This window comes from Pseudomonas paeninsulae, from assembly GCF_035621475.1.
Classification (GTDB): domain Bacteria; phylum Pseudomonadota; class Gammaproteobacteria; order Pseudomonadales; family Pseudomonadaceae; genus Aquipseudomonas; species Aquipseudomonas paeninsulae.
Window position 1 is genome coordinate 367,428 of sequence record NZ_CP141799.1, and the last position, 22,376, is coordinate 389,803.

The window sequence follows — 22,376 nt, forward strand, 5'->3', positions numbered from 1 at the left end:
GCGGGTTGTCGCTGCGCTCCGAAGCCGCCCTACGGTCCCCGGACGTATCGCCGGATTTCGAGCAACCCGCAATCCGTAGGGTGCACTCGCCGCAGGCAGTGCACCGAGGTTGATCGGTGCGGCGCAAATCTAGCTCCCCTTACGTATCCGGCCAGATCGCCGAGTGTTCAGCGGGTCAGGGTTTGCACCCCGTCGGCCGTGCCCAGTAGCAACAAGTCCGCCGGACGGGCGGCGAACAGGCCATTGGTGACCACGCCGACGATGTTGTTGATCTGCGCTTCCAGCTCGCGCGGGTTGACGATGGACAGGTTGTAGACGTCGAGGATCTGGTTGCCATTGTCGGTACTCACGCCCTCGCGATACACCGGGTCGCCACCGAGTTTGACCAGCTCGCGGGCGACATGGCTGCGCGCCATCGGAATCACTTCCACCGGCAGTGGGAAGGCGCCCAGTACCGGCACCAGCTTGCTGGCGTCGGCGATGCAGATAAAGGTCTTGGCCACGGCGGCGACAATTTTCTCGCGGGTCAGGGCGGCGCCGCCGCCCTTGATCAGGTTGAGGTGCTCGTCGCTTTCATCGGCGCCATCGACATAGAACTCCAGATCGCTAACGACATTCAGTTCATAGACCGGAATGCCATGGCCTTTCAGGCGTGCAGCGGTGGCTTCGGAGCTGGCCACGGCGCCGTCGAACTCGGCCTTGTGTTGGGCCAATGCATCGATAAAGCAGTTGGCCGTGGAGCCAGTGCCGATCCCGACGACGCTCTTGGCGTCGAGCTTGGGGAGGATGAAGTCGACGGCAGCCTGGGCGACTGCTTGCTTGAGTTGATCCTGGTTCATCACGGTCTCTGCGCCTGCGTGGAGTTCGAAGGCGCGAATTATAGCCGCATGCGGATAAAATCCTCGCCCTCTGCACGACGGCTACGAGGCCTCGCGATACGGATTGCGCGGATCGTGCAGCCAGTCGAGGAATGGCTTGCCGGTGTCCTGCGCCACCATCTCGATGCAGTCCTCGACCGGGCAGGTGATCTGACACAGATTGCAGCCCACGCATTCGTCGTCGATCACCTCGTATTTGTGAGTGCCGTCGGCCTGCTTGAGGCTGGCGATGGCCTGGTGCGCGGTGTCTTCGCAGGCGATGTGGCAGCGGCCGCAGCCGATGCAGGCGTCCTGGTCGATCTTGGCGATCACCTGGTAGTTGATGTCCAGGTACTTCCAGTCGGTGGTGTTGCCGACCGCGCGGCCGGAGAAATCCTTGAGGCTGGCATAGCCCTGGCTGTCCATCCAGCGCGACAGGCCGTCCTGCATCTCCTCGACGATGCGAAAGCCATGCAGCATGGCGGCGGTGCACACCTGTACCGCGCCGCAGCCGAGCGCCACGAACTCGGCCGCGTCACGCCAGCTGCCGATGCCGCCAATGCCGCAGATCGGCAGGCCGCGGGTCTCGGGGTCGCGGGCGATCTCGGCGACCATGTTCAGGGCGATTGGCTTGACCGCCGAACCACAGTAGCCGCCGTGGGTGCTCTGGCTGCCGACGATGGGGTTGGCAACCATGCGCTCCAGGTCGACGCTGGTGATCGAGTTGATGGTGTTAATCAGCGACACCGCATCGGCGCCGGCGCGATAGGCGGCGCGGGCGGCCAGGCGCACGTCGGTGATGTTCGGCGTGAGTTTGACGATCACCGGCAGTGAGCAGTAGGTCTTGCACCAGCGGGTGACCCGTTCGACATATTCCGGTACCTGGCCGACCGCCGCGCCCATACCGCGCTCGGGCATGCCGTGGGGGCAGCCGAAGTTCAGTTCGATGCCGTCGCAGCCGGTAGCCTCCACCAGCGGCAGGATAGCCTTCCAGGATTGCTCGACGCAGGGCACCATCAGCGAGACGATCATTGCGCGGTCCGGCCAGTCCTTCTTCACCTGGGTGATTTCGCGCAGGTTGATCTCCAGAGAGCGGTCGGTGATCAGCTCGATATTGTTGAAGCCGAGCACCTCGCGGTTGGCGCCGTAGTGCGCCGAATAGCGCGACGACACGTTGACCGCCGCCGGGTCTTCGCCGAGGGTCTTCCAGACCACCCCGCCCCAGCCGGCCTCGAAGGCGCGGACCACGTTGTAGGCCTTGTCGGTGGGCGGCGCGCTGGCCAGCCAGAACGGGTTGGGTGCTTTGATGCCGGCGAATTCGATGGATAGATCAGCCATTTATGCGGCCTCCACGGTGAGCATGAGGTGGGAGTGGATGGCCTCGGCGGCCAGCTTGCCGTGCTGTACGGCCTGGACGGTGAGGTCCTGGCCCAGCGCCGTGCAGTCGCCGCCGGCATAGATGCCGGGGAGGCTGGTTTGCAGCTGCGCGTCGACCCAGATGCGTTCGCCCTCGCGCTTCAGTTCATGGGCCAGCGGATCGGCCAGGGCTTCACCGTCGAAGGCCTGGCCGATGGCGCTGAAAATGGCGTCGGCGGCCAGTTCGAAGGTCTCGCCGGTGGACTGCAGGCGGCCGTTGTCCAGGCGGGTGCGGGCGAAGCGCATGCCGCGCACCTGACCCTGAGCGTCGAGCAGCACCTGCTCGGGTTGTGCCCAGGTCAGCAGGCGTACCTGGTTGTCCTTGGCGATGGCCTGCTCGTGCTCGGTGGCGCCCATCTCGCTGAGGCCGCGGCGGTACACCAGGTTAACGTCGTCGGCGCCGAGCTTGCTCATCTGCACCGCCATATCGATGGCGGTGTTGCCGGCGCCGAGGACGATGCAGCGCTTGGCCAGCGGCAATTGGCTGAGATCGTCGGTCTGGCGCAGTTCACGGATGTAGTCGGTGGCGGCGAGCAGGCCCGGCGCGGCGTCGTCGGCCAGGCCGAGGCGCTTGCTGGCAGCCAGGCCGATGCCGAGAAATACCGCATCGAACTGCTGGTGCAGTTCGGCCAGGCTGAGGTCGTCGCCCAGCGTGTGACCGTTGCGGATCTCGATGCCGCCGATCTGCAGGAGGAACTCCAGTTCGCGCTGGGCGAAGTCGTCCACCAGCTTGTACTTGGCGATGCCGTATTCGTTGAGGCCGCCGGCTTTCTCGCGGGCCTCGAAGATCACCACCTCGTGACCGTGCATGGCCAGCCGATGGGCACAGGACAGGCCCGCCGGGCCGGCGCCGACCACCGCGATGCGTTTGCCGCTGTCTGGGGCGCGCTGGAACGGGTGTTCACTGAACTGGGCGTTATCGATGGCGTAGCGCTGCAACAGGCCGATCAGTACCGGCGCGCATTCCTGCGCGTTGTTGCGCACGCAGGCCTGCTGGCAGAGGATTTCGGTGGGGCAGACGCGGGCGCAACTGCCGCCGAGGATATTCGCCGAGAGAATTTTCTCGGCCGCGCCCTGGACGTTTTCGTGGCTGATATTGCGGATGAACGAGGGGATGTCGATCTCGCTCGGGCAGGCGTTGACGCAGGGCGCATCGTAGCAATACAGGCAGCGCGCGCTTTCCAGGGCGGCCTGGCGGTCGGTGAGCGGCGGGGCCAGATCGGCGAAGCGATCGGCCAATTCGGCCGCGCCGGCATTCGGCCGCGGCAGGTGGCTGAGGGTGTCTATCACGGTTGTTGCCTCCCGGTTTTGTGGCTTTTATTGGGCAGTGAACAGCGAATAAGCGGCCGTCCGGCCTCTGTGGGCCGGTTCTGGCAAAGGGTTGTGGGTTAGCGGTTTACCGGCGTCGGCCGGTTCAGCTCGGCGCGTTTGCTCAGCAGGTCGAACACCGCCGGGTAGGCGGGGCGCTCGACGTAGCGCCCGGCCCCGCGCTCGGCGCGCAGCTCGCCGTCGACCCAGACCAGCTTGCCTTGGCTGATGGTGTGGCTGGGCACGCCGCGCACGGTCTTGCCCTCGAAGATGTTGAAGTCGACCTGCTGGTGGTGGGTCTTGGCCGAGATCGTCCGGGTGCCCTGCGGGTCCCAGAGCACCAGGTCGGCATCGGCGCCGACGCGCAGTGCACCCTTGCGCGGGAACAGGTTGAAGATCTTCGCGGCGTTGGTGCTGGTCAGGGCGACGAAGTCATTCATCGACAGGCGGCCGCTGTTGACCCCTTCGTCCCAGAGCACGGCCATGCGGTCTTCGATGCCGGCGGTGCCGTTGGGGATCTTGCTGAAGTCGTCGCGGCCGGCGGCTTTCTGGTCGGCGCAAAAGCAACAGTGGTCGGTGGCGGTGGTGTGCAGGTTGCCCGACTGCAGGCCGCGCCAGAGTGCGTCCTGATGGCCGCGCGGGCGGAACGGCGGGCTCATTACATAACCGGCGGCGGTCTGCCAGTCCGGGTGGCGGTAGACGCTGTCGTCGAGCAGCAGGTGGCCGGCCAGCACCTCGCCGTACACCGGCTGGCCCTTGGCCCGGGCGTAGGTGATCTCATCCAGGGCTTCCTGGGTCGAGACGTGCACCAGGTACAGCGGCGTACCCAAGGTTTCGGCGATGCGAATGGCGCGGCTGGCGGCCTCGCCCTCGACCTGGGAGGGGCGCGACAGCGGATGCGCCTCGGGTCCGGTCATGCCCTGGGCGAGCAGTTTGTTCTGCAGGTGATAGACCAACTCGCCGTTTTCCGCATGCACCGTGGGCACCGCGCCCAGTTGCAGGCAGCGCTCGAAGCTGGCCACCAGGGTGTCGTCGGCAGCCATGATGGCGTTCTTGTAGGCCATGAAGTGCTTGAAGCTGTTGACGCCGAACTTAGCCACCAACTCGCCCATTTCGGCGGCGACCTGCTCGCTCCACCAGGTGATGGCGACGTGGAAGCCATAGTCGGCTGCGGATTTCTCCGCCCAGCCGCGCCAGGTGTGGAAGGCTTCGAGCAGCGACTGCTGCGGGTTGGGGATGACGAAGTCGATGATCGAGGTGGTGCCACCGGCCAGGCCCGCGGCGGTGCCGCTGAAGAAGTCCTCGCTGGCCACCGTGCCCATGAAGGGCAGTTGCATGTGGGTGTGCGGGTCGATGCCGCCGGGCATCAGGTACTGGCCGCTGCCGTCGAGCAGCTCGCAGCCGGCCGGCGCATCCAGGTTATGACCGATGGCCTGGATCAGGCCGTCTGCGCAGAGTAGGTCGGCGCAGTAACTTTCTTCATGGGTGACCAGGGTGGCGCCGCGGATCAACAGAGACATGCCGAGTTCCTCACAGGCTGACCGGTGTGTGCCGGTTCTTGATGTTATGGCGTGTCAGCCTGACGGAAGCATTATTCCTGTCAGGTGTGACAGGAATTAATCTAGTACTAGCCTTGCGATTGAGCAAGATTATTTTTACAGCTATTAATTTATTAATTAAGTTATTGAAATATAACGATTAAATATATAAATCAGCAAAATGTGGAGATGACTAAGCATTTTGACGAGCTTGACAAGATTGAAATATGGTCGAGATTTGCAGTGGAAATTCAAGCGTTTGAGTCGGGTTCGTGACTGGTACGCGACGGTGCAAAAAAGTTTGCCTGCACCAGTTTGAATCCTGACTATGTGGACAGGCATGCGTGGATGGCTGCCGAGGAACGGGGAATAACCCCGCGAGGAGTGCAAACAGTTCGGTAAGGGTTTTACAGATCATATGGTTAGCTAGTTTCAGCAAGGCTGGTGAGAGTTTCGGCACGCTTATTGAGTGTTGCCGCTACCGAGTTGGCCGGCGCTGAGGCACAAAAATACTCCGGCCATCGGCTCATCCCGATGAGCGAACAATCAGAACAATTCCTGGAGAGGCCCCATGCAACAGAGCAGATCGCAAGTGACCGAGCGCGATGGCTTGTACGAACTGGCCGCTGGCCCCGACGTACTCGACAGCCCGCGCTACAACCACGACATCGCCCCGACCAAGGTGCATGAGCGCACCTGGAACAAGTGGCACATCACCGCGCTCTGGGTCGGCATGTCGATTTGCGTGCCGACCTACACCCTCGGCGGGGTGCTGACCGCCTACTTCGGCCTGTCGGTCGGCGAGGCGCTGCTGGCGATCCTGCTGGCCAATATCCTGGTGCTGGTGCCGCTGACCCTGAATGCCTTTCCCGGCACCAAGTACGGCATTCCCTTCCCGGTGCTGCTGCGTTCCTCCTTCGGCGTGATCGGCTCCAACGTGCCCTGCCTGATCCGGGCGGTGGTGGCCTGTGGCTGGTTCGGCATCCAGACCATGTTCGGCGGCCTGGCCATCCACCTGTTTCTCGGCTCGATCTTCGAGGGCTGGAAGGAGCTTGGTGGCACCGGTGAGGTGATCGGCTTCATGATCTTCTGGACCCTCAACCTGTGGGTGGTGCTGCGTGGCGCCGAGTCGATCAAGTGGCTGGAAACCCTCTCCGCACCGCTGCTGGTGCTGGTCGGCGCCGGCCTGTTGGTGTGGGCGATGCCCAACGTGTCGATGAGCGAATTGCTGGCGCAGCCGCCTACTCGGCCGGAAGGCGCCAGCGTGACGGGCTACTTTTTTGCCGGCCTGACCGCCATGGTCGGCTTCTGGGCCACCCTGTCGCTGAACATCCCGGACTTCAGCCGCTACGCCAAGAGCCAGAAGGATCAGATCATCGGGCAGATCATCGGTCTGCCGCTGACCATGTTCCTGTTCGCCTCCCTCGGGGTGGTGCTGACCGCAGCATCCGCCTCGCTGGTCGGTGAAACCGTGTCCGACCCGGTCAGTCTGATCGGCCACATCCAGAGCCCCGGCTGGGTCGCCCTGGCCATGGCGTTGATCATAGTCGCGACCCTGTCGACCAACACCGCGGCGAACATCGTCTCGCCAACCAACGACTTCCAGAACATCGCGCCCAAGCTGATCAACCGGACCAAGGCGGTATGGCTCACCGGTTTCGTCGGTCTCGGCCTGATGGCCCACGAACTGCTGAAGAAGCTCGGCCTGCTGGTCTCGGACCTGAGCCTGGAAAGCGTCTATTCCAACTGGCTGCTGGGCTATTCGAGCCTGCTCGGGCCGATCGCCGGGATCATGGTGGTGGACTACTTCCTGATCAAGAAACAGCAACTCGACCTGGCCGGGCTGTACCGCGACGACGTCTACCCGGCGTGGAACTGGATCGGCTTTGTCGCCTTTGGCGTACCGGTGGCGCTGACTCTGCTGTCGCTGGGCAGCAGTGCCTTTAGTTGGTTCTACGACTATGGCTGGTTCACCGGTTCGTTCCTCGGTGGGCTGATCTATTTTGGCTTGTGTAGCCTGCGCAACGCACAACCGCTGGTGGCCAAGGCGCCGCTATGAGGCGATCCAACAGACCTACCGCGAACCCTGCGCCCCACGGGACGGGTTCGCTCAGACAACCAGAAAGCCCGAGGAGATCATCATGAATGCTGCCGTCGACGTTCTGCAGTCCAGCCAGCCGCATATCAACAGCGAACGCCTGTGGCAGTCGCTCATGGAGTTGGCCCAGCTCGGCGCCACGGCCAAGGGCGGGGTCTGCCGTCTGGCCCTGACCGACCTCGATCGCCAGGCCCGCGACCTGTTCGTACGCTGGTGCGAAGAGGCCGGCTGCAGCGTGACGGTCGATGCGCTGGGCAATATCTTCGCGCGCCGCCCCGGGCGTAACCCCGCGCTGCCGCCGGTGATGACCGGTAGCCATATCGACACCCAGCCCACCGGCGGCAAGTTCGACGGCTGCTTTGGCGTGCTGGCCGGGGTCGAGGTGCTGCGCACCCTGAATGACCTGGGCTTACAGACCGAGGCGCCGCTGGAGGTGGTGGTCTGGACCAACGAGGAAGGTTCGCGCTTCGCCCCGTGCATGATGGGCTCCGGGGTGTTCGCCGAGAAATTCACCCTGGCTGAAACCCTGGCCAAGCGCGATGCCGAGGGCGTCACGGTGGGCGAGGCGTTGAATGCCATCGGCTATGCCGGCAGCCGTGAGGTCAGCGGGCATGCGGTGGGCGCCTATTTCGAGGCGCATATCGAGCAGGGACCGATCCTCGAGGATCAACACAAGACCATCGGCGTGGTGCTCGGTGCGCTCGGGCAGAAGTGGTTCGACCTCAACCTCAAGGGTGTCGAGGCGCATGCCGGACCGACCCCGATGCACCTGCGCAAGGACGCCCTGGTCGGTGCCGCCGCAATCGTAGCGGCAGTCAATCGGGTGGCCCTGGAGCACCAGCCGCACGCCTGCGGCACGGTCGGCTGCCTGCAGGCCTATCCCGGTTCGCGCAACGTGATCCCCGGCGAGGTGCGCATGACCCTGGATTTTCGTCACCTTGAGCCGGCGCGCCTGGATTCGATGATCAAAGAGGTGCGCGGCGTGATCGACGCGACCTGTGCCAAGCATGGCTTGAGTTTCGAGCTGACCCCCACCGCCGACTTCCCGCCGCTGTATTTCGACCAAAACTGTGTCGAGGCGGTTCGCGGCGCGGCGCAGAGTCTGGGGCTGACCCATATGGATATCGTCAGTGGCGCCGGGCATGACGCAATCTTCCTCGCCGAACTGGGCCCGGCCGGGATGATCTTCGTGCCCTGCGAGGGTGGCATCAGCCACAACGAGATCGAGAACGCCGCCCCGACCGATCTGGCCGCAGGTTGCGCGGTGCTGCTGCGCGCGATGCTGGCCGCGTCGGCGGCCATCGGCACAGGCAAACTGGCGGACTGATTGGCCGATTCGCCATCGAAGAGCGACGGTTGGGTCATGGACGACCGCCGGTCGGCAGTCCAAGCTTGGGGCCCGCTGTCCCCAAGCTATGGAGTGCCCATGACAACTGCCTACTGGTGCGTGCTGGTCGCGCTGTTTCTGCCTTACCTATCCACTGTTACAGCCAAGATCGTCGGCGGTGGCTTCAGTCCCAGGCACAACCATGACCCGCGCGCCTTGCTCGCCAGTCTCGAAGGCCTCGGCCGCCGCGCCAACAATGCCCAACTCAACAGCTTCGAGGTCACCCCGGCGTTCGCCGCGGCAGTGATCATCGCCCACCTGGCCGGCGGCGCCGAGCAGGGCTTGCTCGATCAGTTGGCCATCGCCTTTGTGGTCAGTCGTGTGCTGTATTGGCTCTGCTACCTGGCCGATTGGGCGCCTGTTCGCTCGCTGGTGTGGTTCGTCGGTATGGGTCTGATCATCAGCCTGTTTGTGGTCTCGGCGTGAGCCGTTGATCGCTGCGGCAAAACACCACGCTTGGCCCGCTGGCAATGGATGGCGATACTGTCGGCCGTTCCTTTAGCCCAAGCTGTTTGTCGTGAAGGTGTTATGAAGTTGAAAAGCCTGTTCCTCGTTGTGCTTGCCCTGACCCTGACTGCTTGTGGGGGTGTCGATCCGAATTCACCGCAGGGCCTGCGCCAGGGCATCTTCAAACAGATGCTCAAGGTCAGTGAAGACCTCGGCGGTATGTTGCGTGGGCGGATTGCCTTCAAGGAGCAGCGTTTCGTCAGCGGTGCGGCCGAACTCGATCAGCTGGTCCGTACGCCTTGGCAGCACTTTCCCCAGGTCAAGGAAGAGGGCGGTGAGACCCGCGCCAAGGATGACGTATGGCAACGCCAGGAGCGTTTTCAGCAACTGGCGCGCGAATTGGAAGCAAGCACGGCCGCGCTGGTTGTCGCGAGCGCAGCCCTGCCGCTGAAAAGTGCCGATCTGGGCGCGCCCGTGCAACGCGTCGAGGACAGCTGCAAGGCCTGCCATGAGGAGTTTCGCGCGTTCTAGCAGGCCGTTGAAAAACTACCTACGTTGCCGATACGGCGTTAAAAACAGGCTCGGAATGCTCATTTACAGCTCGTAAACTCCGCTTCCTCGCCTGTTTTTGCCTTGTCTCGGCGGCCTCGCCTACATTTTTCAACGGCCTGCTAGCCGGTTGTCTCGCGGCATAACGGCAGATCAGGTCGCGGTATTTACGAGGTGCGCGCGGCGCAGCCTGATTGCGCTGGTCAGCGTGCCCGCTTAAAAGCCCTCGACCCGCGCTGCACGCAGTTGTTCGCGCAATACGCGCACTTCAGGATGTTGAAAGAAGGCCTGCAGCTGCGCCGCGCGGGTCGGGCCGATGCCCGGCTGGCGCTGCCACTGCGCGCGGCTGCGTTGCGCCAGTTCATCCCAGTCGTCCGCCAGCGGCGCCGCGCCGCTGGGCGGCAGGCCGAGCGCGTGCAGCCAATCGGCAAAGGGGCGTTGCCGGGCCAGGGTAAAACTCTGTTCGAGCTTGCTGGCGCTGCGCGGGCCTAGACCGGGGACTTTGGCCAATTGCGCGGCGGAGAGGGTCAGCCAGTCGAGCAGACCGTCGAGTTGCTGCGTCTGCAGCAGCTTGTCCCAGGTGCCGGGGCCGACCCCAGGTAGCGCCAAACCCTGTTTGCCACTGAGCCAGGCCAGGCGTGCGCGGAATTGGCTGGTGCAGGCCGGCGTCGCCCGCCAGCAGCTCAGCGGATGGTAGTCGCCGGGTTGCGGAGCCTTGACCCCGGGACGTTGCTGGCTGCGCCAGACCACGCTGTCCAGTTTGGGAATGGTCAGCCCGGCCAGCTGGATCGCGACTTGATCGCCTGGACCTATGTCCAGGGTTTGCCAGCGCTGTAACGAACCGAGGCTGACATATTCGATCTTGCGCTCGTCCAGTTTGATCGGCTGCAAACGCAGCACCGGGGTGATGCGTCCGCTGCGACCAATCCGGAAATCCACCGCCTGCACCACCGCGAGCGCCTGACTCAGCGGGTATTTCCAGGCCGCCGCCCAATGCGGTGGTTCGGCTTGCCAGCGCTGCGCTGGCGGTCGGGTGCCCTGGCGCAGCACCACGCCGTCGCTGGCAAAAGGCAGCGTGCTGCGGTACCAGTGCTCGCGCCAGTGGCTGGCCTGGTTGAAGTCGACGATCGGCTGACTGAGGCGCCGGCTGTCGGCAAAGCCCATGGCGTCGAGGCGCTGCAGACGTTCGCGCATCTCGCTCGGGCCGTCCGGCCAGTCCCAGACGAACAAGCCGATGCCGGCGGCGTCTTCATCGTCGAGGCTCTGTCGCGCCAGCAGTCCGGCGATCCGGCCGCGCGCACCGCGGCCACCGGCGTTGGCTTGCACATGCCGGGGCAGGCGCCAATAGAGTTCGCCCTGCAGGGTCAGGTCACGCGGCGTCGGCAGGCGTTGCGGAATCGCCGGCAGGCGCTGCGCTTGGGCCGTCCAATCCTGGCCGCTGTGGCCGTCACCCCGGCTGATGGCCTGCTGCAAATGCCCGCCACGGTAGACCAGGGTGATCGCCACGCCATCGACCTTGGGCTGGATCCACAGGTCTTCGCGGCTCGCGATCCAGTCGCGCACCGCCGCGTTATCCGCCAGCTTGCGCAACCCGGTGTGCGCCACCGGATGGGTAATACGCCCGGCGCTGCCGGCCAACGGGTCGGGCGGCGCGGTGCCGATCTCGGTAAAGCAACGGTGCCACTGTTCCAGCTGGGCGCGCGCCTGATCGTAGAGTTCGTCGGCCACCAGGGACACGCCCTGGCGGTGGTAGGCATCGTCCCAGGTGGCGATCTGCTCGCCGAGTGCGCTGACTTCACGCTCGGCCTGCGCTATAGGCCAATCGGGGCAAGGGCCGGCCCAGGCATCGAGGGCGAGAAGAGTGATGAGTAGAGGCGCGAGGCGGGTTTTCATCATGAGCATCCTTGCTCGGAGACTAGGCTTTACAGCCTAGTCGGTTTTCTCCGCACAACAAAAAGCCCCGCACCAGGCGGGGCTTTAGGTTTTTCCCGAGGGGCTTACAAGCCGCCGGCCGCGCGCAGCTCGGCGGCCTTGTCGGTTTTTTCCCAGGTGAAGGTGGTGAAGCTATCGTCGCCAACAGTCATCTCGACCGGGGTACGACCGAAGTGGCCGTAGGCCGCGGTCGCCTGGTACATCGGGTGCAGCAGGTCGAGCATCTTGGTGATCGCGTACGGGCGCAGGTCGAAGTGCTCGCGCACCAGCTGGATGATCTTGTCGTCGCTGATCTTGCCGCTGCCGAAGGTGTTGAGCGAAATCGAGGTCGGTTGGGCTACGCCGATGGCGTAGGACACCTGGATCTCGCAACGCTCGGCGAGGCCCGCGGCGACGATGTTCTTCGCCACGTAACGACCGGCGTAAGCCGCCGAACGGTCGACCTTGGATGGATCCTTACCGGAGAAGGCGCCGCCGCCGTGACGGGCCATGCCGCCGTAGGTGTCGACGATGATTTTGCGTCCGGTCAGGCCGCAGTCGCCCACCGGGCCGCCGATGACGAACTTGCCGGTCGGGTTGATATGGTACTGGGTGCCCTTGTGCAGCAATTCGGCTGGCAGGGAGTGCTTGACGATCAGTTCCATGACCGCTTCCTGCAGGTCGGCCTGGCTGATTTCCGGGTTGTGCTGGGTCGACAGCACCACCGCGTCGATGCCGACCACCTTGCCGTCTTCATAGCGGCAGGTGACCTGGGATTTGGCGTCCGGGCGCAACCACGGCAGCAGGCCGGACTTGCGCGCTTCGGCCTGGCGCTCGACCAGGCGGTGGCTGAACACGATAGGCGCGGGCATCAGTACGTCGGTTTCGTTGCTGGCGTAGCCGAACATCAGGCCCTGGTCGCCGGCGCCCTGGTCTTCCGGCTTGACCCGGTCGACACCCTGGTTGATGTCCGGGGATTGCTTGCCAATGATGTTGAGCACGCCGCAGGTGGCGCCGTCGAAACCGACGTCGGAGCTGGTGTAGCCGATGTCGCAGATGACGTCGCGGACGATCTGCTCGAGGTCGACCCAGGCGCTGGTGGTGACTTCACCGGCGACGATAGCCACACCGGTCTTGACCAGGGTTTCACAGGCCACGCGGGCGTGTTTGTCCTGGGCGATGATGGCGTCGAGCACCGCATCGGAGATCTGGTCGGCGATCTTGTCTGGATGGCCTTCGGAGACGGACTCGGAGGTGAAGAGGGAGTATTCGCTCATCGATCGGTTTTCCTATTGTTTACCGGTGGGTGAGAGGGGCCTCGTGAGCCCGTTCATGTGCGTGAGCCCGCGCTTGGGCCGTTGTGTTGATCTGGCTTGGCAAAATGCCGCAGCTGAATCTGGAAACCATTGCGCAAACCCACGTACAGGCTTTCGCCCGGTGTGAGTCCGGCGGCGACTGCCCAGCGGGCCAGGTCATCCTGTTCAAAGCCCAGCCAGAGATCGCCGCAGGCCTGCCTGGCCCAACTCTGGTTGTGGCTGCACAGCTCGGTGATCAGCAGGCTGCCGCCGCTGTTCACCTGCCGGGCCAGCTGTTTCAGCGCCTCGGCGGGTGCGGCGAAATGGTGCAGGACCATGTTCAGCACCACGCAGTCGGCGGCCGGGTAGTCATCGTTCAGGGCATCGGCGAGTTGCAGCTCGACGTTGCCCAAGCCTTCTGCTGTACAGCGCGTGCGGGCCAGTTCGAGCATCGCCGGGCTGTTGTCCAGCGCCGTGACCTGCCTGAAGCGGCGCGCCAGTTCGGGCAAAAAAGCACCGTCGCCGGGGCCGATTTCCAGGGCCGTCGCCGCGCCGGTAAAACCCAGGGCATCGAGCAGCGCCAGCAGGCTGTCGCGGTATTGCGGCAAGCCGGCGATCAGATCCTGCTGGGCCTGGAAGCTGGCCGCGGTACGGGCGAAAAAATCCTGGCTGGCGGCGGCGCGCTGGCTGTGGACCTCGGCAATTCGACCCTGCACTTCGGCGGGCAACTGCAGGCTATCCACTTCATCGAGCAGCGCCGCGTGCAGGGTGCCGCCCAGCTGTTCGCCATGGGCCAGGGCGCGCCGGTAGAAGATCGCGTTGCCTTCGCGGCGGGTGGCCACCAGGCCGGCCTGGGCCAGTACCTTCAAGTGGTGGCTGATGCCCGACTGGCCAATGGCGAAGATCTGCGCCAGTTCCAGTACGCCGAAGGAGTCGTTGGTCAGGGCGCGCAGCACGTTCAGGCGCAACGGATCACCGCTGGCCTTGCACAGGGCAGCGAGGGCGTCGACGGGTTGGAAGGCCAGAAGTGAGGCGCGCATATTCATAGGTCGAGCAGTTTAGTCGGTCATTTTTCATCCAGCAATACCAATATCAAAAAGTTTTGATATTGGTATTGCTGGCGAAGAAGCCAGAAAACATTGGCTCTGCGACTATCTGTCATTGCCCCGGTGGGCTCCGCTGGGCGAAAATGGCCCCCTTTTTTCGACCCGCTGTTGTAAAGCAGCCCTCGCAGGAGATTCAGTGATGCCCAGCCGTCGTGAGCGTGCCAATGCCATTCGTGCCCTGAGCATGGATGCCGTGCAGAAAGCCAACAGCGGCCACCCCGGTGCCCCTATGGGCATGGCGGACATCGCCGAAGTCCTCTGGCGCGACTACCTCAAGCACAACCCGAGCAACCCGGAGTTCGCCGACCGCGACCGCTTCGTGCTGTCCAACGGCCATGGCTCGATGCTGGTCTATTCGCTGCTGCACCTGACCGGCTACGACCTGGGCATCGAAGACCTCAAGCAATTCCGCCAGATGGGCAGCCGTACCCCCGGTCACCCGGAATACGGCTACACCCCGGGCGTCGAGACCACCACCGGCCCGCTCGGCCAGGGCCTGGCCAATGCCGTGGGTTTCGCCCTCGCCGAGAAGGTGCTGGGCGCCCAGTTCAACCGCGATGGCCACCAGATCGTCGACCACTTCACCTACGCCTTCCTCGGCGACGGTTGCATGATGGAAGGCATCAGCCATGAGGTCAGCTCGCTGGCCGGTACCCTGGGCCTGGGCAAACTGATCGCCTTCTACGACGACAACGGCATTTCCATCGACGGCGAAGTCGAAGGCTGGTTCACCGACGATACGCCGAAGCGCTTCGAGGCCTACGGCTGGCAGGTGATCCGCAATGTCGACGGCCATGACGCCGAAGAAATCAAGATCGCCATCGACACCGCGCGCAAGAGCGAGCAGCCGACCCTGATCTGCTGCAAGACCACCATCGGCTTCGGTTCGCCGAACAAGCAGGGCAAGGAAGACTGCCACGGCGCACCGCTGGGCGTTGACGAGATCGCCCTGACCCGCGCCGCCCTGGGCTGGAACCACGGTCCGTTCGAGATCCCGGCCGACATCTACGCCGAGTGGGACGCCAAAGAGGCCGGTGCCGTCGCCGAAGCCGAGTGGGATCAGCGCTTCGCCGCCTACACCGCCGCCTACCCGGAACTGGCCGCCGAGTTCAAGCGTCGCATCAGTGGCGAACTGCCGGCCGATTTCGCCGAGAAGGCTGCCGCCTATATCCAGGAAGTCGCGCTAAAAGGCGAAACCATCGCCAGCCGCAAGGCCAGCCAGAACGCGCTGAACGCCTTTGGCCCGCTGCTGCCGGAATTTCTCGGCGGCTCGGCCGACCTGGCCGGCTCCAACCTGACCCTGTGGAAAGGCTGCCAGGGCGTCTCGGCTGAAGACGCTTCCGGCAACTATATGTTCTACGGTGTGCGCGAGTTCGGCATGAGCGCGATCATGAACGGCGTCGCCTTGCATGGCGGCTTCGTGCCGTACGGCGCGACCTTCCTGATATTCATGGAATACGCGCGCAATGCCGTGCGCATGTCGGCGCTGATGAAAAAGCGCGTGCTCTACGTGTTCACCCACGACTCCATCGGTCTCGGCGAAGACGGTCCGACCCACCAGCCGATCGAGCAGTTGGCCAGCCTGCGCTGCACGCCCAACCTCGACACCTGGCGTCCCTGCGATGCGGTGGAATCGGCGGTGGCCTGGAAGTACGCGATCGAGCGCAACGATGGCCCCAGCGCCCTGATCTTCAGCCGGCAGAACCTGCCGCACCAGGGCCGCGATGCCCAGCAGTTGGCCGACATCGCTCGCGGCGGCTACGTGCTGAAAGACTGCGCCGGCGAGCCTGAGCTGATCCTGATCGCCACCGGCTCGGAAATCGGCCTGGCTGTCGCCGCTTACGAGCAGTTGAGCGAGCAGGGCCGCAAGGTGCGCGTGGTGTCCATGCCGTCGACCAGCGTGTTCGATGCGCAGGATGCCGGCTACAAGCAGGCGGTATTGCCGCTGCAGGTTGGCGCGCGGATTGCCATCGAGGCGTCCCACGCCGACTACTGGTACAAGTATGTCGGTCTGGAAGGTCGCGTCATCGGCATGACCACCTTCGGTGAGTCCGCCCCCGCTCCGGCGCTGTTCGAGCACTTCGGCTTCACCGTCGAGAACCTGCTGGAAACCGCCGCCGAACTGCTGGAAGACTGAGGTCAGGAGAACCGTAGGATGGGTCGAGCCGCGCAGGTTGAGCGAAGCGATACCCATCGTTTTTGCAGTGGCGCTGCCCAGGTTGTTGGGTATCGTCGCTGCGCTCCTCAACCCAACCTACGTTCGAGTCCCTATGTCCAATCGCCCCTACAGAATCGCCCTCAACGGCTACGGCCGCATCGGTCGCTGCGTGCTGCGCGCGCTGCATGAGCGCGGTGCCGGGGCGCGCCTGGAAATAGTCGCGCTGAATGATTTGGCCGACCAGGCCAGCATCGAATACCTGACCCGTTTCGACTCCACCCACGGGCGCTTTCCCGGCGAGGTGAAGGTCGATGGCGACTGCCTGCATATCAATGGCGACTGCGTGCAGGTGCTGCGCCAGGCGACGCCGGAAGACATCGACTGGGCGGCGCTGGATATCGACCTGTTGCTGGAGTGCTCCGGCGCTTATCACACTCGCGCCGACGGCCAGCGTTTCCTCGCGGCCGGTGCGCCGCGGGTGCTGTTCTCCCAGCCGATGGCCAGCGAAACGGATATCGATGCCACCATCGTCTTCGGGGTCAATCAACACTGTCTGACCGGTGACGAACGCCTGGTGTCCAACGCTTCCTGCACCACCAATTGCGGGGTGCCGCTGCTCAAGTTGCTCAACGAGGCGGTGGGCCTGGAGTACGTCTCCATCACCACCATCCACTCGGCGATGAACGATCAGCCGGTGATCGATGCCTACCACCATGAAGACCTGCGCCGCACGCGCTCGGCCTTTCAGTCGGTGATTCCGGTGTCCACCGGCCTGGCGCGGGGTATCGAACGGCTGCTACCGGAACTAAGCGGGCGGATTCAGGCCAAAGCCATACGCGTGCCGACGGTAAACGTGTCCTGCCTGGACATCACCTTGCAGACCGCGCGTGACACCAGCGCGGAAGAAATCAATCAGGTGCTGCGTCAGGCCGCCGAAAGTGGCCCGCTGCAGGGGTTGATCGCCTACACCGAGTTGCCCCATGCCAGTTGCGATTTCAACCACGATCCGCACTCGGCCATCGTCGATGGCAGTCAGACCCGGGTTTCCGGGCCGCGCCTGGTCAATCTGCTGGCCTGGTTCGACAACGAGTGGGGGTTTGCCAATCGCATGCTCGACGTGGCCGAACACTTTCTCGCCGTGTCTCCTGTTCCCATTCAACCAGCCCCCGTGAAGGACTGATTCCATGACCGTTCTGAAGATGACCGACCTCGACCTCCAAGGTAAACGCGTGTTGATCCGCGAAGACCTCAACGTGCCGGTAAAAGACGGCGCGGTGACGAGCGCCGCGCGCATCCTCGCCGCGCTGCCGACCATCAAGCTGGCCCTGGAAAAGGGTGCGGCGGTCATGGTCTGCTCGCACCTGGGTCGCCCGAACGAAGGTGAATACTCCGCAGAAAACAGCCTCAAGCCGGTCGCCGATTACCTGAGCCAGGCGCTCGGCCGTGAAGTGTCGCTGGTGCGCGATTACCTCGACGGCCTCGACATCCAGCCCGGCCAACTGCTGTTGCTGGAAAACGTCCGCTTCAATCCGGGCGAGAAGAACAACAGCGACGAACTGGCCCGGCAATATGCCGCGCTCTGTGACGTGTTCGTCATGGACGCCTTCGGCACCGCCCACCGCGCCCAGGGCTCGACCCATGGTGTGGCCAAGTTTGCCAAGGTGGCCTGCGCCGGCCCGCTGCTGGCGGCTGAGCTGGATGCCCTGGGCAAGGCGCTGGGCAATCCGGCCAAACCGATGGCGGCCATCGTCGCCGGCTCCAAGGTGTCGACCAAGCTCGATGTCCTGACCAGCCTGAGCCAGATCTGCGACCAGCTGATCGTCGGCGGCGGGATTGCCAACACCTTCCTCGCTGCCGCCGGTTTTCCGGTCGGCAAGTCGCTGTACGAGGCCGATCTGCTGGATACCGCCAAAGCCATCGCCGCCAAGGTCAGCGTGCCGCTGCCGGTGGACGTGGTGGTGGCCAAGGAGTTCGCCGAATCCGCCACCGCCACCGTCAAGCTGGTCGCCGATGTGGCCGATGACGACATGATCCTCGATATCGGCCCGCAGACCGCGCGGCAATTCGCCGAGCTGCTGCAGTCGTCGCAGACCATTCTGTGGAACGGTCCGGTCGGGGTGTTCGAGTTCGACCAGTTCGGCAACGGTACCAAGGTGCTGGCCGAAGCCATCGCCGCCAGCCCGGCGTTCTCGATTGCCGGTGGTGGCGACACCCTGGCGGCCATCGACAAATACGCCGTGGCGGACAAGATTTCCTATATCTCCACCGGCGGCGGCGCCTTCCTCGAGTTCGTCGAGGGCAAGGTGCTGCCGGCCGTGAAAGTGCTGGAGCAGCGCGCCAAGGGCTAGCCCTTGTTGGTCGGGAAGGCCGCCGCGAGGTTGAACCAGGCTCCCTGTGGGTTGTCGATTACCATGCTCGCGGCGTGGGCCGGCTATCCTTCCAGCGCAAGGGCGAAGAAGGGCTGGTCTATTGGGCCGGCACCGATGATTTGCCCGGCCACCTTGGCTGAATCGTCGGGATGCACTCCGGGCGACGAATTTCATCCTCTGGTGCGCCAGGGGCGGACGAGCTGACCCCTTGTCCCTGAATACTTGAATAGCGCCTGCCCCTGCGGCAGGCTTGCACGATTAACGAGTCCCTCCGGGAGAAAGAACACCATGGCACTTATCAGCATGCGCCAGATGCTCGACCACGCCGCCGAATTCGGCTACGGCGTGCCGGCTTTCAACGTCAACAATCTCGAGCAGATGCGCGCGATCATGGAAGCGGCCGACAAGACCGATTCCCCGGTGATCGTCCAGGCCTCCGCCGGTGCGCGCAAATATGCCGGTGCGCCGTTCCTGCGGCACCTGATCCTGGCGGCAATCGAAGAATTCCCGCATATCCCGGTGTGCATGCACCAGGACCACGGCACCAGCCCGGACGTGTGCCAGCGCTCGATCCAGCTGGGCTTCAGCTCGGTGATGATGGACGGCTCGCTGAAAGAAGACGGCAAGACTCCGGCCGACTACGACTACAACGTCGCCGTGACCCAGCAAACCGTCGCCTTCGCCCACGCCTGTGGCGTGTCGGTGGAAGGTGAGCTGGGTTGCCTGGGCAGCCTGGAAACCGGCATGGCCGGCGAAGAAGACGGCGTTGGCGCCGAAGGCGTGCTCGACCACAGTCAGATGCTCACCGACCCGGAAGAAGCCGCCGACTTCGTTAAGCGCACCCAGGTCGATGCCCTGGCCATTGCCATCGGCACCAGCCACGGCGCCTACAAGTTCACCAAGCCGCCGACCGGTGACATCCTCGCCATCGACCGGATCAAGGCAATCCACGCGCGCATCCCCAACACCCACCTGGTGATGCACGGTTCTTCTTCGGTGCCACAAGAGTGGCTGGCGATCATCAACCAGTACGGCGGTGACATCAAAGAAACCTACGGCGTGCCAGTCGAAGAAATTGTTGAAGGCATCAAGTACGGCGTGCGCAAGGTCAACATCGATACCGACCTGCGCCTGGCCTCTACGGGTGCTATGCGCCGCTTGATGGCTGAGAACCCGAGTGAGTTCGACCCGCGTAAATTCTTCGGTGCCACCGTAACTGCGATGCGCGACATCTGCATCGCCCGCTACGAAGCCTTCGGCACTGCCGGTAATGCCTCGAAGATCAAGCCGATGAACCTGGAAGCCATGTTCCAGCGGTATGCCAAGGGTGAGCTGGCCGCCAAGGTCAACTAAGCCTCGGCTGCAACGAAAAAGCCCGCTAATTAGCGGGCTTTTTGTCGACTGTAGCGCCTGTTCGGCTGGCCACTTCCTGTGTTTTGCTGCAGGTCGTGAAATGACCGGGCGCAGTGCGGGGGCAGGCATGCGCGCGCACAGCGCAGGATTCTTGCGCTACACAGGGCTCAGTTTGTGCGCGTTAGCTTTAGAGCTGATGGCGATGTGATTTTCTTTTGCTTATGTCGTCTATTTGCAGTGCTGATTAGACTGCTCGACAGCATGGCCAGGAGAGCGGCATTTGATGCCGCGATTTTCATGGATACATGAGTCTAGAGGATGGTTGGTTCGGGTAATACCTTACAAAGTGCGCAACTGGCTGTTCGACATGACTCGAGGTTATCAATGAAAAAATTAGCTCTGTATATCGCTGTTGGAATGGCTGTAACCACCCTTGTAGGCTGTGCCAGTGGCGAGCCAAGCACGGCTGACATGATGCGGGTTCATGCTAAGCAGGCCCAGGCCAGAGCTGATCTTCGCCAGCACTTCGCCGATGATTGGGATCTCGGTTCCGCTTTGATTCGCGCCGGCGAGAAGCAGGTAAAAAAAGGCGAAAAGAAGATTAGTGCTGCGGAAACGGATCTGAAGGCCGCCGAAAGCGATCTAGAAGGTGGGCGTGCACAAGTTACTCAAGGCAACGGCAAAATTGCCGATGGCCAAAAGCTTATTCAGGACAGTGAGCGACTGTTCCGTGAGCGCTTCCCGGAGCTTGAGCTGAAACGCGCGCTTTGATCGAATCGCGAACGGCTTAACCGGCAGGCTCTCCGCCCGCCGGTTTTTTACCCAGACACTCCAGCATGATGAGACGGCTCTTGCGCACAGGCTCAACGCGAGTGGCTGCAATCGCCGATATATCGTCTGAATAGCCGGCTATTCGCTCAGCGTTAGACGTAGGGTTGGCCACCAAACCCTCTCGGGAGTCGCTGCCGCCCCGGCATGTCGGAGAGTTTCTCCCGCCACGCGGCGCGCCAGTCACTCGACACATGAGCGGCCTTGGATCTTCGCGCTGCTCTGCGCGCCGCATTTCGTTCGGCCTTCCGAGCCTCCTTGTACACGTCCGTATTGCGACAGTTATGGCATTTCACCTGATTAAGTTTGCTGCTGGAGGCAAGGCTGCTGCCGTGGCTGCCGCAGGCGAGATGACCCGCGACCTTGTAGTGAGTAACCATCGGTTAATCTCCTCATGATGTTGAGTGCAGCGCAAGGAAGGCGATACGAGATCGGTTGCTTCGAAGCAGACGCAAAAGCGAAGCCGCCAAGGCGCTTGCGGCGAACCAGAGGCCTTGCCCTGGCATGGGCTCGCACCATCAGGGAGCGATTGAACATACCTGCACCTAAACAGCATTGTTCCGCTCACGGTTACGATCCCTGCGTTTGGTTAGACCACTCCCTGTGGGGGCTGGTTCGTCGACCCGCTGCGAGGTCATGCACGCCTCGAGGGGTTATTGAGCTGAAGCCGTTCGGCAGCATGCTGCGGTAAAAACAGGCGCGTATGCGAGCCCCGACTAGCGTCCCCGACAAAATGCTCATTTACAGCTCGTGAACTGCGCTTTCTCGCCTGTTTTTGCCTTGCCTGACCTTTGCTCGCTACGTTTTCACACCGCCTGCCTCGAGCGCTTTTTTGCGTTATGGCGTAGAGCTGATCAGCGGCCGATGCTCGATATCCAGCTTGAAGAAGACCGCGGCGCCGGCTTCGGTCTCGTAGCCACGGTTGTCCTGGGGGTAGGCCCCGGCCTTGAAGTACAAGGATTTCGCCGCCCAAGCCGAATCGAGCCGGGTATTCCAGTTGTTGTTATTGAGGTTGATCGACAGCGTGCCGTTCGGGGTCAGGTGGATGCTGTAGGTGAAGCGCTGATTCAGTTCGATGTGGCTGGCGATAGTGATGACCTGAATCGGGGCGTCGGGCTTGAGGCGCACCTTGGCCACGATATTGCCGCCGGCCAAATACTCCTTGTATTGGTACTCCAGCTTGAGCAGCGGTGCGCTGCTCTGGTGGGCGTGGATCTGGCCGATCACCAGCTTGCCGGTCGAGGGCACCTGGCTGATTTTCAGGGCGGCGCGCAGGAAATTGTCGGCGCTGGGGTAGGTCCAGTTGTGCCGCTTACCGTCGGCGGCGGTTTCACGCAGCTCGCTGCGCGGGTACTTGGCATTCTTGGTGGTGCTGCCGTTGACCGGGGCCCAGAAGAAGATCGCGCCGTCTTTCGACTGGAAGTAGTGATCCTGATAGCCGCCGGCTAGCAGGGGGGTGTCGATGGTGGTGGCGGGGATACCGACGGGAATGCTCAGATTCCAGGTGGCAAGATCGATCATGACTGATTCTCCTAGAAGAGAAATGACTGCAGTCGAGGGGCACATCTCATCCTTGAGTCAGTAACGGCTTACTTGGCATTCCTGCGGGTGACACACGCGAACTGGAGGAGGTTGGGGCAGGGGCTGCCATTGGCCGCGGGATGCGGTCGTCGTTATAGCGGCAGGCGGCTCGGAAAGATGATGGCAGTTAGTCTATTTATTGACGTCAAGATATTGATTGAGCAGGCCCTGCGCC

Annotated in this window: 18 protein-coding genes; 9 read left to right on the forward strand and 9 right to left on the reverse strand. The window is 63.3% G+C overall.

Annotated elements, in window-relative coordinates; translation table 11 throughout:
• Nucleotides 1-167: 167 nt before the first annotated feature.
• The 4 genes from rpiA to hydA form a co-directional block, all read right to left on the reverse strand.
• Nucleotides 168-839 carry a ribose-5-phosphate isomerase RpiA gene (gene rpiA, locus VCJ09_RS01580; RefSeq protein WP_324732874.1) on the reverse strand — a complete coding sequence of 224 codons (672 nt, stop codon included), beginning with the start codon at nucleotides 837-839 and terminating at the stop codon, nucleotides 168-170.
• An 81-nt stretch (nucleotides 840-920) separates the two neighbouring features.
• Nucleotides 921-2,195 (reverse strand): NAD-dependent dihydropyrimidine dehydrogenase subunit PreA, encoded by a 1,275-nt coding sequence (preA, locus tag VCJ09_RS01585; protein ID WP_324732875.1) that lies wholly within the window; start codon nucleotides 2,193-2,195, stop codon nucleotides 921-923.
• Nucleotides 2,196-3,563: an NAD(P)-dependent oxidoreductase gene (locus VCJ09_RS01590; RefSeq protein WP_324732876.1), complete on the reverse strand. Its 1,368-nt coding sequence runs from the start codon at nucleotides 3,561-3,563 to the stop codon at nucleotides 2,196-2,198.
• 98 nt (nucleotides 3,564-3,661) lie between these two features.
• Nucleotides 3,662-5,101 (reverse strand): dihydropyrimidinase, encoded by a 1,440-nt coding sequence (gene hydA / locus VCJ09_RS01595; RefSeq protein ID WP_324732877.1) that lies wholly within the window; start codon nucleotides 5,099-5,101, stop codon nucleotides 3,662-3,664.
• Nucleotides 5,102-5,690: 589 nt separating this feature from the next.
• Here hydA and VCJ09_RS01600 point away from each other — a divergent pair.
• The 4 genes from VCJ09_RS01600 (at nucleotide 5,691) to VCJ09_RS01615 (ending at nucleotide 9,582) form a co-directional block, all read left to right on the forward strand.
• Nucleotides 5,691-7,178: an NCS1 family nucleobase:cation symporter-1 gene (locus tag VCJ09_RS01600; RefSeq protein WP_324732878.1), complete on the forward strand. Its 1,488-nt coding sequence runs from the start codon at nucleotides 5,691-5,693 to the stop codon at nucleotides 7,176-7,178.
• Between the two features lie 82 nt (nucleotides 7,179-7,260).
• Nucleotides 7,261-8,544: a Zn-dependent hydrolase gene (locus tag VCJ09_RS01605; RefSeq protein WP_324732879.1), complete on the forward strand. Its 1,284-nt coding sequence runs from the start codon at nucleotides 7,261-7,263 to the stop codon at nucleotides 8,542-8,544.
• A 99-nt stretch (nucleotides 8,545-8,643) separates the two neighbouring features.
• Nucleotides 8,644-9,030 (forward strand): MAPEG family protein, encoded by a 387-nt coding sequence (locus VCJ09_RS01610; protein WP_324732881.1) that lies wholly within the window; start codon nucleotides 8,644-8,646, stop codon nucleotides 9,028-9,030.
• A gap of 102 nt (nucleotides 9,031-9,132) precedes the next feature.
• Nucleotides 9,133-9,582, forward strand: a complete 450-nt coding sequence (locus VCJ09_RS01615) for a c-type cytochrome (RefSeq protein ID WP_324732882.1) — start codon at nucleotides 9,133-9,135, stop codon at nucleotides 9,580-9,582.
• Between the two features lie 234 nt (nucleotides 9,583-9,816).
• Here VCJ09_RS01615 and ligB read toward each other — a convergent pair whose 3' ends face one another.
• From ligB to VCJ09_RS01630, 3 genes are all read right to left on the reverse strand, one after another.
• Nucleotides 9,817-11,493, reverse strand: coding sequence for an NAD-dependent DNA ligase LigB (gene ligB / locus VCJ09_RS01620; protein WP_324732883.1), 1,677 nt, complete (start codon nucleotides 11,491-11,493; stop codon nucleotides 9,817-9,819).
• Between the two features lie 104 nt (nucleotides 11,494-11,597).
• Nucleotides 11,598-12,788 (reverse strand): methionine adenosyltransferase, encoded by a 1,191-nt coding sequence (gene metK, locus VCJ09_RS01625; protein WP_324732884.1) that lies wholly within the window; start codon nucleotides 12,786-12,788, stop codon nucleotides 11,598-11,600.
• Nucleotides 12,789-12,841: 53 nt separating this feature from the next.
• Nucleotides 12,842-13,852: an ArsR/SmtB family transcription factor gene (locus VCJ09_RS01630; protein ID WP_324732885.1), complete on the reverse strand. Its 1,011-nt coding sequence runs from the start codon at nucleotides 13,850-13,852 to the stop codon at nucleotides 12,842-12,844.
• Nucleotides 13,853-14,051: 199 nt separating this feature from the next.
• On the opposite strand from VCJ09_RS01630, the gene tkt reads away from it, so the two are divergent.
• From tkt to VCJ09_RS01655, 5 genes are all read left to right on the forward strand, one after another.
• On the forward strand, nucleotides 14,052-16,049 hold the full coding sequence (gene tkt, locus VCJ09_RS01635; RefSeq protein WP_324732886.1) for a transketolase: 1,998 nt from the start codon (nucleotides 14,052-14,054) through the stop codon (nucleotides 16,047-16,049).
• Nucleotides 16,050-16,182: 133 nt separating this feature from the next.
• Nucleotides 16,183-17,250 carry an erythrose-4-phosphate dehydrogenase gene (epd, locus tag VCJ09_RS01640; RefSeq protein ID WP_324732887.1) on the forward strand — a complete coding sequence of 356 codons (1,068 nt, stop codon included), beginning with the start codon at nucleotides 16,183-16,185 and terminating at the stop codon, nucleotides 17,248-17,250.
• 4 nt (nucleotides 17,251-17,254) lie between these two features.
• Complete coding sequence (locus tag VCJ09_RS01645) at nucleotides 17,255-18,418, forward strand: phosphoglycerate kinase (RefSeq protein WP_324732888.1); 1,164 nt, start codon at nucleotides 17,255-17,257, stop codon at nucleotides 18,416-18,418.
• Nucleotides 18,419-18,727: 309 nt separating this feature from the next.
• Nucleotides 18,728-19,792 carry a class II fructose-bisphosphate aldolase gene (gene fba / locus VCJ09_RS01650; RefSeq protein ID WP_324732889.1) on the forward strand — a complete coding sequence of 355 codons (1,065 nt, stop codon included), beginning with the start codon at nucleotides 18,728-18,730 and terminating at the stop codon, nucleotides 19,790-19,792.
• Between the two features lie 384 nt (nucleotides 19,793-20,176).
• Entirely contained in the window at nucleotides 20,177-20,563 is a 387-nt protein-coding gene (locus VCJ09_RS01655) for a hypothetical protein (RefSeq protein WP_324732890.1), read from the forward strand.
• Nucleotides 20,564-20,715: 152 nt separating this feature from the next.
• On the opposite strand, the gene VCJ09_RS01660 is transcribed toward VCJ09_RS01655, so the two are convergent.
• On the reverse strand, nucleotides 20,716-21,000 hold the full coding sequence (locus tag VCJ09_RS01660; protein ID WP_324732891.1) for a hypothetical protein: 285 nt from the start codon (nucleotides 20,998-21,000) through the stop codon (nucleotides 20,716-20,718).
• 457 nt (nucleotides 21,001-21,457) lie between these two features.
• Nucleotides 21,458-22,141 (reverse strand): polysaccharide lyase family 7 protein, encoded by a 684-nt coding sequence (locus tag VCJ09_RS01665; protein WP_324732892.1) that lies wholly within the window; start codon nucleotides 22,139-22,141, stop codon nucleotides 21,458-21,460.
• Nucleotides 22,142-22,376 lie beyond the last annotated feature (235 nt).

Coding starts and splice junctions, on each gene's coding strand:
- VCJ09_RS01605 (WP_324732879.1), top strand. CDS start 7,261: ATGAATGCTGCCGTCGACGTTCTGCAGTCCAGCCAGCCGCATATCAAC.
- fba (WP_324732889.1), top strand. CDS start 18,728: ATGGCACTTATCAGCATGCGCCAGATGCTCGACCACGCCGCCGAATTC.
- VCJ09_RS01655 (WP_324732890.1), top strand. CDS start 20,177: ATGAAAAAATTAGCTCTGTATATCGCTGTTGGAATGGCTGTAACCACC.
- rpiA (WP_324732874.1), bottom strand. CDS start 839: ATGAACCAGGATCAACTCAAGCAAGCAGTCGCCCAGGCTGCCGTCGAC.
- VCJ09_RS01665 (WP_324732892.1), bottom strand. CDS start 22,141: ATGATCGATCTTGCCACCTGGAATCTGAGCATTCCCGTCGGTATCCCC.
- tkt (WP_324732886.1), top strand. CDS start 14,052: ATGCCCAGCCGTCGTGAGCGTGCCAATGCCATTCGTGCCCTGAGCATG.
- epd (WP_324732887.1), top strand. CDS start 16,183: ATGTCCAATCGCCCCTACAGAATCGCCCTCAACGGCTACGGCCGCATC.
- hydA (WP_324732877.1), bottom strand. CDS start 5,101: ATGTCTCTGTTGATCCGCGGCGCCACCCTGGTCACCCATGAAGAAAGT.
- VCJ09_RS01660 (WP_324732891.1), bottom strand. CDS start 21,000: ATGGTTACTCACTACAAGGTCGCGGGTCATCTCGCCTGCGGCAGCCAC.
- VCJ09_RS01600 (WP_324732878.1), top strand. CDS start 5,691: ATGCAACAGAGCAGATCGCAAGTGACCGAGCGCGATGGCTTGTACGAA.
- VCJ09_RS01610 (WP_324732881.1), top strand. CDS start 8,644: ATGACAACTGCCTACTGGTGCGTGCTGGTCGCGCTGTTTCTGCCTTAC.
- preA (WP_324732875.1), bottom strand. CDS start 2,195: ATGGCTGATCTATCCATCGAATTCGCCGGCATCAAAGCACCCAACCCG.
- VCJ09_RS01630 (WP_324732885.1), bottom strand. CDS start 13,852: ATGAATATGCGCGCCTCACTTCTGGCCTTCCAACCCGTCGACGCCCTC.
- VCJ09_RS01615 (WP_324732882.1), top strand. CDS start 9,133: ATGAAGTTGAAAAGCCTGTTCCTCGTTGTGCTTGCCCTGACCCTGACT.
- metK (WP_324732884.1), bottom strand. CDS start 12,788: ATGAGCGAATACTCCCTCTTCACCTCCGAGTCCGTCTCCGAAGGCCAT.
- VCJ09_RS01645 (WP_324732888.1), top strand. CDS start 17,255: ATGACCGTTCTGAAGATGACCGACCTCGACCTCCAAGGTAAACGCGTG.
- ligB (WP_324732883.1), bottom strand. CDS start 11,493: ATGAAAACCCGCCTCGCGCCTCTACTCATCACTCTTCTCGCCCTCGAT.